At 71.7% G+C, this 12,330-nt stretch carries 14 protein-coding genes; 5 read left to right on the forward strand and 9 right to left on the reverse strand.

Going from position 1 to position 12,330, the window contains the following annotated elements; all coding sequences use genetic code 11:
• Positions 1-28 precede the first annotated feature (28 nt).
• A complete protein-coding gene (locus ACIP84_RS14495; protein WP_401798075.1) occupies positions 29-409 on the forward strand; it encodes a hypothetical protein in 381 nt (126 codons plus the stop codon).
• 208 nt (positions 410-617) lie between these two features.
• On the opposite strand, the gene ACIP84_RS14500 is transcribed toward ACIP84_RS14495, so the two are convergent.
• The 7 genes from ACIP84_RS14500 to ACIP84_RS14530 form a co-directional block, all read right to left on the reverse strand.
• Positions 618-1,781 carry an esterase-like activity of phytase family protein gene (locus ACIP84_RS14500; protein ID WP_401798076.1) on the reverse strand — a complete coding sequence of 388 codons (1,164 nt, stop codon included), beginning with the start codon at positions 1,779-1,781 and terminating at the stop codon, positions 618-620.
• A gap of 233 nt (positions 1,782-2,014) precedes the next feature.
• Complete coding sequence (locus ACIP84_RS14505) at positions 2,015-2,434, reverse strand: hypothetical protein (protein WP_355964532.1); 420 nt, start codon at positions 2,432-2,434, stop codon at positions 2,015-2,017.
• Positions 2,435-2,478: 44 nt separating this feature from the next.
• Positions 2,479-2,892: an SHOCT domain-containing protein gene (locus ACIP84_RS14510; protein ID WP_401798356.1), complete on the reverse strand. Its 414-nt coding sequence runs from the start codon at positions 2,890-2,892 to the stop codon at positions 2,479-2,481.
• A gap of 174 nt (positions 2,893-3,066) precedes the next feature.
• Positions 3,067-3,720, reverse strand: coding sequence for a DUF308 domain-containing protein (locus tag ACIP84_RS14515; RefSeq protein ID WP_355964533.1), 654 nt, complete (start codon positions 3,718-3,720; stop codon positions 3,067-3,069).
• Between the two features lie 382 nt (positions 3,721-4,102).
• A complete protein-coding gene (locus ACIP84_RS14520) occupies positions 4,103-5,113 on the reverse strand; it encodes a tellurite resistance/C4-dicarboxylate transporter family protein (RefSeq protein WP_401798077.1) in 1,011 nt (336 codons plus the stop codon).
• Positions 5,114-5,120: 7 nt separating this feature from the next.
• Positions 5,121-5,732: a histidine phosphatase family protein gene (locus ACIP84_RS14525; RefSeq protein WP_401798078.1), complete on the reverse strand. Its 612-nt coding sequence runs from the start codon at positions 5,730-5,732 to the stop codon at positions 5,121-5,123.
• Between the two features lie 158 nt (positions 5,733-5,890).
• Entirely contained in the window at positions 5,891-6,451 is a 561-nt protein-coding gene (locus ACIP84_RS14530; protein ID WP_355964536.1) for a helix-turn-helix domain-containing protein, read from the reverse strand.
• Positions 6,452-6,640: 189 nt separating this feature from the next.
• Between ACIP84_RS14530 and ACIP84_RS14535 the strand changes: the two genes are divergently transcribed.
• The gene (locus ACIP84_RS14535; RefSeq protein ID WP_401798079.1) at positions 6,641-7,765 is read left to right on the forward strand and encodes an aryl-sulfate sulfotransferase; all 1,125 of its coding nucleotides are present in this window, start codon (positions 6,641-6,643) and stop codon (positions 7,763-7,765) included.
• Positions 7,762-9,201, forward strand: coding sequence for a uracil-xanthine permease family protein (locus ACIP84_RS14540; protein ID WP_401798080.1), 1,440 nt, complete (start codon positions 7,762-7,764; stop codon positions 9,199-9,201). Before ACIP84_RS14535 ends, ACIP84_RS14540 begins: the two co-directional genes overlap by 4 nt.
• 24 nt (positions 9,202-9,225) lie before the next feature.
• On the opposite strand, the gene ACIP84_RS14545 is transcribed toward ACIP84_RS14540, so the two are convergent.
• Positions 9,226-9,774, reverse strand: coding sequence for a rhodanese-like domain-containing protein (locus ACIP84_RS14545; RefSeq protein WP_355964539.1), 549 nt, complete (start codon positions 9,772-9,774; stop codon positions 9,226-9,228).
• Between the two features lie 597 nt (positions 9,775-10,371).
• On the opposite strand from ACIP84_RS14545, the gene ACIP84_RS14550 reads away from it, so the two are divergent.
• Together ACIP84_RS14550 and ACIP84_RS14555 are read left to right on the forward strand one after the other, a co-directional pair.
• Positions 10,372-10,719, forward strand: a complete 348-nt coding sequence (locus tag ACIP84_RS14550) for a hypothetical protein (protein ID WP_401798081.1) — start codon at positions 10,372-10,374, stop codon at positions 10,717-10,719.
• Positions 10,720-10,816: 97 nt separating this feature from the next.
• Positions 10,817-11,341 (forward strand): AAA family ATPase, encoded by a 525-nt coding sequence (locus ACIP84_RS14555; protein WP_401798082.1) that lies wholly within the window; start codon positions 10,817-10,819, stop codon positions 11,339-11,341.
• 103 nt (positions 11,342-11,444) lie between these two features.
• Here the strand turns inward: ACIP84_RS14555 and ACIP84_RS14560 are convergent, their stop codons facing one another.
• Entirely contained in the window at positions 11,445-12,197 is a 753-nt protein-coding gene (locus ACIP84_RS14560; protein ID WP_401798083.1) for a DUF4232 domain-containing protein, read from the reverse strand.
• Positions 12,198-12,330 lie beyond the last annotated feature (133 nt).

Consider the following 12,330-nt stretch of genomic DNA (forward strand, 5'->3'; position numbering starts at 1 on the left):
CTGCCGACCTGGGGCTAGGCTCCGTGAAATGGAGCGAGCTGAGGTTCTGAAGCGAGTGATCGGGATCCTGACGGAGGCTCAGGAGATCCGCCGGGCCGTGGAGGACGAGAGTGAGGGCGACGAGGCCTACGACGCCGCGTCCGAGATCGAGCCGCGGGTGGTCACCCAGATGCTGAACGAGATGCTGCCCCACATCAGCGTGCCGGCCGACGCCGCTCCGCAGGAGGTCGCCCACCTCCTCGCCGCGGCTCTCGGTCCCGCGCTGTACACCATGGTCTCCGGGTTCACCCTGGCCTTCACCAGTCTCGCCGTGGCGCATGACGAGGGGCGGACCGACGTCTCCTCCGCCGAAGTGCTGCAGTCCCTTGCGCTGCAGGTGGAGGCGGGCCGTTTCGACGAGGGTGCCTGAGCGGCCCGTCCGAGCGGACGGTCCGCCTCACCTGGGGGGACAGCGCCGTGTGGAAGACAGCGCGCCGCCCTCCGGAGCGACGTGCCGGGCACAGCGACGCCCGGGCGTCGTCGGTGGTCCGGAGGGTTGGCGGGTACGTGGCGCATGCGCGGTGGGCGTCAGCCCAGATCCACCCGGTTCGGATCCGCGATCAGATCCGGGCTCGGGTTCAGCGCAGCGCCAGCGCGACGATCTGCGTGACCGCTTCCTTGTCGAAGTTGTCGTCGCTGACGAGGATCAGCGACCGCTCGCCCGACGGCAGGGAGGGGCCCCAGGTCATGCCTTCGGTGTTGTCGACGGTGGACAGGCCGAGGGCGTGGAAGTCCGCGACGAGCCTCTTCCGCATGGGCGCGACGGGCTGTCCGGCCAAGGAGTCCAGCGACCGTACGTCGGTGGCGCCCCGCGTCGTGGTGTCGTACAGGCGGATCTTGTAGCCGGAGCCGGCGACCCAGGTGCGCTCGAGCACGAGGTAGCGCTCGGCGTCGTTCGGGAAGGCCAGGATGGACGGGACGCCGGTGTCGGGACCCCACGGGCTGGTCGGGTCCGACTCGGCGAAGATCCTCTCGATCGGGTACGCGAACTGTCCGAGCACCCGGCCACCGCGGGTCTGCCGCGTGACGCGCACGAGCGCGCCGTGCGTCACGTCCGGTACCGGTCCGTCCTGGAGCAGGGGGCCCTCGATCGCGCTGGTCACGACGGTGCCGCGGGCGCCGAAGGTGAGCGCCTCGACGGCCTGGTTCCGGCGCGGTCCGCGCTCGGCGGTGATCAAGTAGTTCTCCGGCAGCCGCAGGCGGCCGTGGTGGGTTCCGTCGGACTCGGAGATCTCGATCGACGGCTGGATCACAGGCGGGCCGGCGACGGCGGGCCGGTCGCCCTCCTGCCCCCACCAGTACCGGCATGCGCGCGGGTCGACGCGGATCTCCTCCGGGTCGATCGCCTTGCCGTCGGCGAGGGCGGGGGAGGGGTAGACCGAGCCGTCCGGCTGCAGGAGGGGGTGGGTCGAGGTGAAGTCGACGGCGTGCACGCCGGCCGCGTCGACGTCGAGCTTCGCGGTGTAGAAGCGCGCGGGCTGGAGGAAGGAGCGGTCGTCGCTGATGAGGACGTACTCGCCGGTGCACCGGTCGCGGTCGATGCCGGAGAGGCCGCCGACCGTGGTCCCCTGGAAGTCGAGCTTGTGCGGGACGGTCTTCTCGCCGAGCAGACGGGCCTGCACGGCACGTGTCGACTCCGGTGCGGGCGCGCCGGGTTGGGGCGCGGCGGCCACGGCGGGGGCGAGGGTGGACGTGGCCAGCAGGGCCGCGGCGCAGGCGCGGCGGATCAGAGAGGCACTCATGCCGATGATCATGACCCGGCGCTCGCCCGCCCCGCAGTCACCCAGGCGAGTGGTCTCCCCGCGGCCCGAACCGATCGTCGGATGATGAGCGCGGCCGAGGATCCCTCGGCAGAGCGAAGAGGCCGCCAGGCAGGGAGATCCGAACGGATCCCTGCCCGGCGGCCTGAGGAACTCGACCGACTCGTCCCCTACATCAGAGGAGTTCCCCGTACATCAGAGGAGTTCCCCGTACATCAGACGAGTTCCTCGCGCTTCACCGCGCACAGCGCCCAGATGACGAATCCCGACATGGCGACCATCAGGATCGACCAGGCCGGGTAGTAGGGCAGGGAAAGGAAGTTGGCGATGATGACGAGCGCGGCGATGCCCACGCCGGCCACGCGTGCCCACGTGGACGTCCGGTACAGCCCGAAGCTCACGAGGACCGCGATGATGCCGAGGATGAGGTGTATCCAGCCCCATGAGGTCAGGTCGAACTTGAAGACGTAGTTGGGCGTGTTGACGAAGACCTCGTCCTCGGCGATCGCCATGATGCCGCGGAAGATGCCGACGAGCCCGGTGATCCCGAGCATGACGGCGGCGAAGACGGTCAGTCCGCCGGCCCAGGCCTGTCTCGTCGTGTCTGCCGACCGTGTGGTGTGGGTGGATGCCATCGCGATCCCTCGCTTCTCGCTCGAATCGTCGGTGCCGGGCGCGGTCAGCGTCCGGCGGTGGGGGGCTCGCCGGGCGCGGGGCTCGCGGCCGGCCTGTCGTCGGTCAGGACCAGCGCCTTGGCCCGGTTGAACTCCTCCTCCGTGATGTCTCCACGGGAGCGGAGCTCGGAGAGCCTGGTCAGTTCTTCGGCGCTGCTGGGGCGCGCGGTACCGGACGCGGTCTCGCGAATGTAGGCGTCGAACTCTCGCTGCTGGTCACGGGCCTGGGCTATCTCGCGGTGGCCCATGTTCTTGCCGCGGGCGATCACGTACACGAGGACGCCGAGGAAGGGCAGCAGGATGACGAAGGCGAGCCACCCCGCCTTGCCCCATCCGTTCATGTCCTTGTCGCGGAAGATGTCGGTGATGATCCGGAAGAGCAGGATGAACCACAGGATCCAGAGGAAGAACCACAGCATGGTCCAGAAGACGTTGAGCAGCGGGTAGTCGTAGGCGAGGTACACGATTCCTCCGTTTCCGCGGTCGCCCGGGCATCCGTGGCGTACCTCGGGTCGTGCGCGCGGCGGGGTGGGGTGGGGAGAGCCTCACTCCGGAGGCCCGGGCGCGGGGCTGATGCGTCGGAGACGCGGCCGTCAGAAGGGGCCCGGTGAGTCGTGGCCCGTCACGCCCGCCCTGCGCAGCGCCGACCGCCACGCCAGCGCGACGGCGGTCTCGGCCAGGCCGAGGAGGACGAGCCAGAGGCCGAGCAGCCTGGTCAGGGCCCGAGCCGACTCCGTCGGCAGCGCCAGCACCACGATTCCCGCGACGATGCCGAGAGCCGCGACGGCCATGACGACGCCGCGGTGCGGCATGTTCTTGGTGGCGATGGCCGTGTACAGGGTGACGATGCCGGACACCAGCCAGACGGCGCCGACGATCAGCGAGAGTGCGGCGATCGTCTGGAGCGGGTTCCTGAGACACAGCACCCCGCCCAGGACGCACAGGACGGCCACGATCAGGCCGGGCACGCGGTCGCTGCTGCGCCCGAAGACGGTCACGAACTGGAAGGCGCCGGTGAGCAGCAAGTACACCCCGATGAGCACGGCCAGGACGTGCAGGGTGACATCCGGCCACACGAGCGCCAGGATGCCCGGGATGAGTGTCGCCATCGCGGCGCCGAGGAGCCAGACCCACGAACGGCCGAGACGCGCCAGCTGGTCCTCCGGGTCGACCGTGGGAGGCGGCGATGCCGCGCCCGCCCCGTCCTCCGGTCCGGCACGGGGTGCGGAACCCTGTGGCGTTGCCATGTGTCCTCCTCCCGCCGCCCGCGCGGTTCGTCCCGGAACTTCTGAGGGTTCCAGGAGTCGCCACGTCCCACGACGCTCAGACCGAGCGACTGGAGCGGGCCGGCAGTCCGTACGGACGAGCCTTGACGATGACAGGGCCGAACAGGACGGTCGGTCCGGCCATCGTCACGCGATGGGCCAGGGGCGACGCCGTGGCCGGCGTCCCCGATACGTGTTCCTCGGAGGTCTCGTAGTGCATGAGGCGTCTCTCGGAGGGGCCAGAAACGGGAGCGTGCTGGGCTCCAGGACCAGTGTGCACCCATCGCCTGCCGGACGCCTCACCACGTGAGGAACAGCCAGGAGGGCGGCCCTGGACGCCATCGGAGGCGCCGGTCGCGAGTCGTCACCGACGTCGACGTGCCCGGACCGGTCGACGGCTGTCGGCAGTGAGGGAGGAGCGGTCGGCGGCGTGACCCATGAGCGAGCGGACGAAGCCGTAGGCGGTGGGGAGCCACACGGCGACGGCGATCCACAGGAGCACCCGGCCCGACGTCTCCAGCCACGCGACTCCGGTGGCGGCCGCGACGGACAGGGACGCCACCGCCGTCATGCCGAGCGGGAAGACCGTCGCCCAACGGCGGACGTCGTAGCCGAGTCGCGGCCGGGCGCACTCGCCGCCCAGCAGGACCGCGTACCAGGCCAGATCGAGCGCTGTCAGGACGAGCGTGGTCGTCCGCAGTGTCGTGGCCGCGCCGCCCGACCAGACGCCCGAGGCGAGGAGCTTCGAACCGGCGAGCGCCGAGATCGCCAGGGCTCCGCCCGCGATCCAGTGGTCTCCCGCGCCCGTCACCACCTGGCGGACATCGAAGCGGGCCAGGGCATCGACGTACAGCAGGAGTCCCAGCAGGAACAAGGCGAGAGCCACCCGAGCAAGCCAGTCACCGGCCTCCGGTACGAGGACGGCACACAGGACCGCGAGCCCCTGGGTGGCCACACAGATCAGGAACACGGCGCCCGGTGCCCGCCGGGTCAGGTGCCGGAGAACGGCGACCAGCATCACGGGCCACACCAGCGCGGCGATCACCAGGAGCGACACGGCCACCGGAGTGAGGCCGAGGAGCTCGAACCGGACGCCGAGCACCGTCGTGGCGGCGACCGCGGTGAGCGCGGGCGGGGTGTCGGCGGTCACCTCCCAGCGGCGCCGGTCCCTCAGGAGCAGGGCCGAGAAGCCGAGTGCCAGCAGCAGCCACAGCGCCGTGGCCAGCCACAGCGCCACGACGGAGACCACCTCGAAGCCGGTCAGACCCAGACCCACCGACAGGATGCCGGTGGCCATGACCGCGGCACCGGCCACCGGAGGCCACGCCGCCCAATGCCCGGCGTACCGGGTCATGGCGTGCTCACGCTGGTACATGTCCGTGTCACGTACGGGCCGGGGGGAGGGGGCGCTGGTTCCAGCCCGCCACCACCGGCAGCCCGTGCTCCGTGGACAACCTGCCGACCGTCGCCGTCGTCAGGAGGAACAGCCGCCCCTCGGACGCCGGCAGGCCGAGGTAGCGGGCGGTGAGGACACGCAGCAGATGCGCGTGCGCCACCACCACGCCGTCCTCCTGCGAGCCGGTGAGGAGCGGCGCGAGGCGTGCCAGTACCCGGTCGGCCCGTCGCCCCACGTCCTCGGCGGACTCGCCCGGCCGCCCGTCGGCATGCGGCGGCACGCCGTCGCTCCACAGCGACCAGTCGGGCCGGGTCTCGTGGATCCGCGCCGTGGTGAGCCCCTCGTACCCGCCGTAGTCCCACTCGCACAGGTCCTGGTCCGTCACCGCGTCCCGGAGCCCCGCGAGTTCCGCCGTGTGCCGGGCCCGCCGCAAGGGACTGGTCAGTACGAAGGACAGCGAGCGGCCCTCGAAGAACGGGGCGAGCGTGCGTGCCTCCGCCTCACCGTCCGGGGTGAGCGGCAGATCGGTACGGCCGGTGTGGCGCCCGGAGGCGCTCCACTCCGTCTCGCCGTGACGGATCAGGATGAGGTCGCTCATGGCAGCGGTGCTCCTTTCGACGACACGACGGCGTGGGCTACTGACGGCGCGGCGGGCCGGCCGGGGGCGGGTCACGCCTTTCCAGCGTGCGGCCTCGGTCTCCGTCACGCACTTGAGGTTCAGGAGGACGGAGGCACGGGCGGGCACGGCTCGTCCCGTCAGGGCTCCAGGACGTCGACGTGGTCGCCGACCGCGACCACGAGGACCCGTGACCCTGGTTCGACCGTGCGCCAGCGGTGCCGGACGCCGCCGGCCACCAGGAGCGTGTCGCCGCGTCCCAGTCGGTGGATCCGGCCTTCGGCCTCGACCTCCACCGACCCGTCCGCCACGTACATCAGCTCGTCGTTGCGGTGCCGGAACTCGCGATCCGCCTCGTGCTCGCCGACGAACTCGAGCGCGTGCAGCTGGTGGCGGCCCCGTACCACCGGACGGACGCCGGCCTCCTGGTCGAGCCCGCTGTCGTCATCGGCGCGCACCACGTCGATGGTGCGCGTCCTGTCCGAGGTCGCGAGCAGGTGCACCGCCGTGGTGTCGAGGGCGTCTGCGATCCGCTGCAGCGACCGCATGCTCGGGCGCGCCCGGTCGTTCTCGATCTGGCTGAGGAACGGCGAGGAGAGCCCGCTGAGCCGTGCCACGTCGGCGAGTGTCAGGTCGAGGGCCCGGCGCCGGCGGCGTACGGCAGCCCCCACCCGGGGGGTGTTCGTGCTCTCGGCCTCCATGGATGTTCCGTCCTTCCCCGCCCCGAGGCGCCGTTCTCCCTGGTCGACGGCGCCTGACGGCACCTTACGCGGCGCACCGCGGGAACTCGGAGACGGTTTCGTACTCCCGACACACGCCCGTCACACAACGGCCCTAACGTCAAAGTCGGTTGTTCTCATCAAAGAAAGTTTGACGCAAGGAGTCCCGAAGTGCCCTCTGTCGACCAGAACTCACGCCGTCGGCGTCCCACCGGCCTCATCGCCCTCGACGAGGCGGCGGTATCCGACGGCTACACCCTCTACGCACCCCTCACCGGCACCGGGGAGGTCTACCTCATCGATCTCCACGGCCATACCGTCCACAGCTGGAACCTCCCGTACCGCCCCGGCCGCCACGCCCGACTCCTCGGCGACGGCACCCTCGCCTACAACGGCGTACTCCCGGGGGAGCGTGCCCTCTTCCCGATGTGGCACAAGTACCGGGGCGGCGTCATGCTCCGTGCGGCACCCGACGGCACCGTCCTGCAAGAACACCGCGATCCCCTCCAGCACCACGACGCCCACCACCTCGACGACGGACGCGTCCTCTACACCGCTCTGGAACCCCTGACCGGGGACGACGCCGCGACGGTACGGGGCGGTGTGCCCGGCTCCGAGGCCGAGGGCGGGGTCGTCTGGGCCGACACCATCAAGGAGGTCGGCCCGAACGGTGAACTCCTCTGGTCCTGGCGCGCCTCGGAGCACCTCGACCGAGCCTCCTTCCCTCTGCACGAGGCCTATGCGCGCGAGCACTGGCCCCTGATCAACAGCGTCACGCCCCTGCGGGACGGCAACATCCTGGCCAGCCTGCGCAGCGTCTCGGCCGTCGTCGTCATCAGCCGCGACACCGGCGAGATCCTCTGGCGCAGCCGCCCCGGCACGGTCAGCCAGCAGCACGCCCCCACCGAACTGGACGACGGCCGGCTGCTCGTCTTCGACAACGGCGTGTTCCGGCCCGGACACGACGTCCCGTACTCCCGCGTCATCGAGATCGACCGGGCCACGAGCGACATCGTGTGGGAGTACCACGACCCGGCGCGCGAGTTCTTCTTCGCGCCCTTCATGGGCTCGGCCCAACGCCTTCCGAACGGCAACACGCTCGTCACCGACTCGCCTTCGGGGCGGCTGTTCGAAGTGACCGAGGACGGCTACCTGTGCTGGGAGTACGTCGTCCCGCACTTCGCCGGCTACAGCGAGAGCGAAGTCCGCGGCCTGTTCCCGTCCGAGCCCAACGCGGTCTTCCGCGCCTACCGTTACACCGCGGCCGACATCCCGTGGCTGGAGGCGACGGCATGACGACGACCCGGGCGTCCAAGCCCACCCCGGCGTCCACTCCCGCTTCCGGCGACTCTGCTGAAGCCGTCGAAGCCGTCGAAGCCGTCGAAGCCGTCGAAGCCGTCGAAGCGCGGGACGCGGTCGACGCGGTCGACGCGAAGGTTCCATGGCGGAGACTGGTTCCGCTCTCGGCCCAGCACGTCCTGGCGATGATCGCCGCCCCGGTCTCCACCGTCTTCCTCGTCGCCGGCACCCTGAAGATGTCGCCCGATGCGACGGCCTCACTGCTCAGCGCCGTCCTGCTGCTGTGCGGAGCGGGCGCCCTGCTCCAGTCCCTCGGCGTCTGGCGGATCGGCGGCCGCCTCCCGTTCGTCATGCTGCCCGGCGGCGCCGCGACCGCGCTCTTCCTCCAGATCGCCCAGGAACACGGCGCGCCGACCGCCGCCGGCGCGGTCCTCCTGGCAGCGGCCCTGCTCCTCGCCGTGCTGCCCGTGTACGCCCGTGTCGTACGGCTCTTCCCGCCCCTGGTCATGGGGGTGACCGTGCTGCTCATCGGGATCGCGATGATCCGGGTCGCGTCCCGACTCGTCACCGGCCCCGACGGCACCGGCGAACCCCGAGCGGTGCTCCTCGCCGGGCTCACGGTTGCTGCGACCGTCGCCGCGTACGTGTTCCTGCGCGGCGTCTGGCGCCAGACCTCCGTCCTCATAGGGATGGCGGCGGGCACCGCCGTGGCGGTGGCGACCGGCCTGGGAGCCTTCGCCCCCGCGGCCGGCAGCGGCTTCGCGCTGCCCGCGTTCCTGCCTTTCGGGACACCTAGGTTCGACCTGCTCGCCGCCCTGCCGCTGCTCGTGTTCAGCCTCACCACCCTGGCCGAGATCACCGGACAGACCGTGCTCAACAGCGAGACCGTCGGCCGGACCCCGGCTCCCGAACGGGACGTCCCGCGCGTCGCCCGGGCCGACGCCGTCGTCTCCCTGGCGGGCGGGCTGTTCGGTACGTCCCTCATGGTCACCAGCGCCGAGAACATCGGCATCGGCCGGCTCACCGGGGTCCGCAGCCGGTTCGTGACCGCCGGGGCCGGAGCCCTCCTCGTCGTCCTCGGCCTGGCCACGCCCGTGTCCCGGGCGCTTGCGGGCATACCCGAGGCCGTCGTCGGAGGCTCCGCCCTCGTCGTCTACGCCGTGATCGCCGTCATGGGCGTCGAGATGCTCCGCCGCGCCGACCTGTCAGGCACCGGCACGGGCTCGCTGACCGCCGCGCTCGCGCTCACCGTGGGACTGCTGCCGCTGCTCACCCCGGACCTGTACGAGGGGTTCCCCGGCTGGGCCCGCACGATCCTGGGCAGCGGTGTCGTCGCAGGCACGCTGACGGCCGTCCTCCTCACCGCGCTGCTCGGCCGGTTCGGGGCCAAGAGCCCTACTCCCGCCCCGCCGGACCCGCACGCACGGCAGTGACCGCGCCGGACGTGGCGGCGCGGGTCAGCCGTGCGACGCCGCGCCGCGCCGGTTGAAGGGGAGCCGGCCCAGGACCACCGCCATGCCGCAGGTGTCGGTGAGCGCCGAGAACACCAGACCCCCGGCGATCCCCGCCGAGAGCAGCTGGAACGCAGGGTGGACGAGCAGCCCGAGGGCCAGGCCGAGCAGCACCAGCAACCCGGCGGTGAAACGCACCTGACGCTCCATCCCCCAGACCTTCCGCACGGGTCCCTGCGGGTACTCGAGCGGATGGCCGGCCGAGGCCCATCCCCGGGTGCCGCCGGTGAGACTCGCCGCGGCGACCCCGTGGGAGGCGAGAGTCGCGACAGCCTTCTCGGAGCGGGCACCGGAGGCGCACACCAGCAGGAGTGGCCCGCTCGTCGTCGCGTCCCGCAGGTCGGGCACCCTGTCCTCGATGCGTTCCAGGGGGACGTTCACGGCGCCGGGCAGCCGGCCGGAGGCGAACTCGCCCGGAGTGCGGACGTCGACCACGTTCAGCTCGGTCAGTCGAGCCTCTGCTTCGCCGACGGTGAGGGTGCGGGATGTACTCATGACGAACCTGCCCTTGGCAGTGACCGGTACGGCCCCGCACCGGCAGCGGCGGAACCGTTCCCCGGATGCTAGACGCGCACCCCCGCCCGGACGCCGCGACGGGCGCTGCTGCCACGATCCCGCCATGACACCGCCACACCGCGGCAACATGCCGCGCTGTCGTTCATCCGAGGAGGAGGCGCTCGCGGTCGGGGGAGCGGCGGGGCGCCGCGGTGCGGGTGGCCGCCCGGTGCCGAGGCTTCGGAGCGGCGTCATGGCGTGGGTGCTCCGCCGGTCGCCGCTCATGGACCGGTCTCTGTCGTACCCCCGTGATTCGGCGCGTGTCGGAGCGTGGAGGGTGCATCGACCCCTGCCGCACAACAGGACTGCGGGGTAAGCCGGTTGGCCGAAACGCCGATGGTGGGGATCGCGGGAGGAAGCGCCACCCGCCGTCGACCGCGGCTGTCGGGGAAGGGCTCGGCGTTCGTCGGCTCTTCTCACTTGTGACGAGATGGCGTAGGGGACATCCGGGTGGGTTTCGCTCCGGATCGCAACGGGCCGCAGTACCCGCGTCGTCGTTCCCTGCACGAATGTGGCACGACGACTGAGGAGACGCTCATGACCGAGTTCCAGGCGCTCACCACGGGTCCGCGCGCACTGTCGGACCTCGACCCGTACCGCTTCCCTGCCGTCCACGACCTCGACGACCTGCACGGGGAGACGTCGGCGACCTACGGGATCACGGGCTTCGGCGGCTGCTCGGAGTCGGAGGCTGAGACGTCGAGCAGGCCGTCCTACGGCCTGGAGCCGACCGACCGCCGTCGACTTGAGCTGCACGCCACGCTCACGGCCGCAGGCATCGCGCCCCTGCCGGGCGACCTCGACGCCATCGACGTGCTCTGCGCCCTGGACGACAGCACCCACATCGCGCTCCGTCGGTGGCTGAGCTGGCCCGGCACCTACTGACCCGCGCCGAGCAGTCGCCGAGCCCGCCGGACAGGCCTGTCGTCGCTCCGGCGGATAAGCGGTAGCCGCCCGTCGCCCACCCTGACACGATCAGGGCGTGACGACGTTGTTCCTCATGGTCGGCCTGCCAGGGGCCGGAAAGACCACGAAGGCCCGGCAGCTCGCCCACGAGCACCGCGCGCTCCGTCTGACGCCCGACGACTGGATGATCCCCTTGTTCGGCGAGGCGGACGCGGACGGGAAGCGCGACGTGCTCGAGGGGCGCATGCTCTGGCTCGCCCTGGAGGCGGTGAAGCTGGGCACCAAGGTCGTGGTGGACTACGGCTGTTGGTCCCGGGACGAGCGGTCCGCGATCCGATGGCTGGTGGAGTCCGAGGACGCCCGCTTCCGCATGGTCTACCTACCCGTGGACGCCGGCACCCAACGCGCCCGGATCGCCCGGCGCCAGGCCACCACGCCCGACGAGACGCTGCCGATGACCGAGGCCGACATCCGCTACGGGCGGGCGCACTTCGAGGAGCCCGACGCGTCGGAGCTGGGCGGCAGAGGACCCGCCGACCCGCCCCCGGGCTGGGGGAGCTGGCGGGAGTGGGCCGCCCACCGGTGGCCGTCGTTCGGGTGACTCCCGCCGCCGCACCCGCTGGGGCTCCCTGATCCGGGCGGGCGCCCCGCGGGGACCGTCGTACCCCGCCGGCGACGGGGTACGACGGTCCCCGCGGCACTGCTCAGAGCTGGGTGATCGGGCGCATCGCGAGTCCCTCGGTACCGGCCCAGCCGTTCACCCGCGCCGCGTCGTCGACGGAGATCGTGTCGAGGCTGCCAGGCAGGTCGAAGATGAGCGTGCCCCTCAGCTTGGTGCCCTCACCGGCGACCAGGGTCGCGGTGAAGCGGTCGGACTGGTCGTACTCCGCCTCGCCCCCCTCGTCGTTCCCGAAGACGTACAGCCCCGCGTAGGCCTTGCCGCCGCCTTCGACGACCACGGGCTCGGTGTCCGGCTCCCCGAGCGACTCGACGATCGGGGCGTCGTCGCCTGCCTTGAGCCGCACCTGCGGCGCGTCGTTGAGGACGCACGGAGTCTTCGCGGTGTTGGTGACGGTGAGCAGGAAGTGGCGGGGGGTCTCCCCGCGCTCGTCCTGGAGCTCGACCTCGGTGGTGAGCCCGTCCGCCTTGCAGTCCTCGTACTTCGTGCCGTTGCCGCCGCCGGTCTCGCCGCTGTCCCCGGTCTCGGTGGCCGCCGGGCTGCCGCTGCCGGTCCCGGAGTCGCCCGTGGGCGCGGTGGTCGCCGGAGTGCTCCCGCCCGCCGACGCGGAGCCCGAGGGGGCCGCGCTCGACGGGGCGGAGGCGGCCGGAGACGCGGTGGCCTCGCCGTCACCCTGGCAGGCGGTGGTCGTCAGCAGAGCCGCGACCACGGCCGCGCCCAGGACGGCGCCGCGCAGGCCTCGACGCGGTGAACCAGCTCTGACCGTCTTCGAGTTCATGCCGTTCTCTCTTCCCCCGTGACCGGCCCGAAGCCGGTCCTTGTGCAAGCGACACCGGTATTGTTGCCGCGCGGGGCGGTCGGTCCACCGGCAAGCCGAGTCTGTTACAGCCCTCGTACGAACCAGCAGTCAT

The sequence above is a fragment of the Streptomyces sp. NPDC088707 genome (assembly GCF_044752725.1).
In the GTDB taxonomy this organism is placed as follows: Bacteria; Actinomycetota; Actinomycetes; order Streptomycetales; family Streptomycetaceae; genus Streptomyces.

Bases quoted from the DNA above. Each gene is read 5' to 3' on its own strand.
- ACIP84_RS14495 (WP_401798075.1), top strand. From the start codon at position 29: ATGGAGCGAGCTGAGGTTCTGAAGCGAGTGATCGGGATCCTGACGGAG.
- ACIP84_RS14500 (WP_401798076.1), bottom strand. From the start codon at position 1,781: ATGAGTGCCTCTCTGATCCGCCGCGCCTGCGCCGCGGCCCTGCTGGCC.
- ACIP84_RS14505 (WP_355964532.1), bottom strand. From the start codon at position 2,434: ATGGCATCCACCCACACCACACGGTCGGCAGACACGACGAGACAGGCC.
- ACIP84_RS14510 (WP_401798356.1), bottom strand. From the start codon at position 2,892: ATGCTGTGGTTCTTCCTCTGGATCCTGTGGTTCATCCTGCTCTTCCGG.
- ACIP84_RS14515 (WP_355964533.1), bottom strand. From the start codon at position 3,720: ATGGCAACGCCACAGGGTTCCGCACCCCGTGCCGGACCGGAGGACGGG.
- ACIP84_RS14520 (WP_401798077.1), bottom strand. From the start codon at position 5,113: ATGTACCAGCGTGAGCACGCCATGACCCGGTACGCCGGGCATTGGGCG.
- ACIP84_RS14525 (WP_401798078.1), bottom strand. From the start codon at position 5,732: ATGAGCGACCTCATCCTGATCCGTCACGGCGAGACGGAGTGGAGCGCC.
- ACIP84_RS14530 (WP_355964536.1), bottom strand. From the start codon at position 6,451: ATGGAGGCCGAGAGCACGAACACCCCCCGGGTGGGGGCTGCCGTACGC.
- ACIP84_RS14540 (WP_401798080.1), top strand. From the start codon at position 7,762: ATGACGACGACCCGGGCGTCCAAGCCCACCCCGGCGTCCACTCCCGCT.
- ACIP84_RS14545 (WP_355964539.1), bottom strand. From the start codon at position 9,774: ATGAGTACATCCCGCACCCTCACCGTCGGCGAAGCAGAGGCTCGACTG.
- ACIP84_RS14550 (WP_401798081.1), top strand. From the start codon at position 10,372: ATGACCGAGTTCCAGGCGCTCACCACGGGTCCGCGCGCACTGTCGGAC.
- ACIP84_RS14560 (WP_401798083.1), bottom strand. From the start codon at position 12,197: ATGAACTCGAAGACGGTCAGAGCTGGTTCACCGCGTCGAGGCCTGCGC.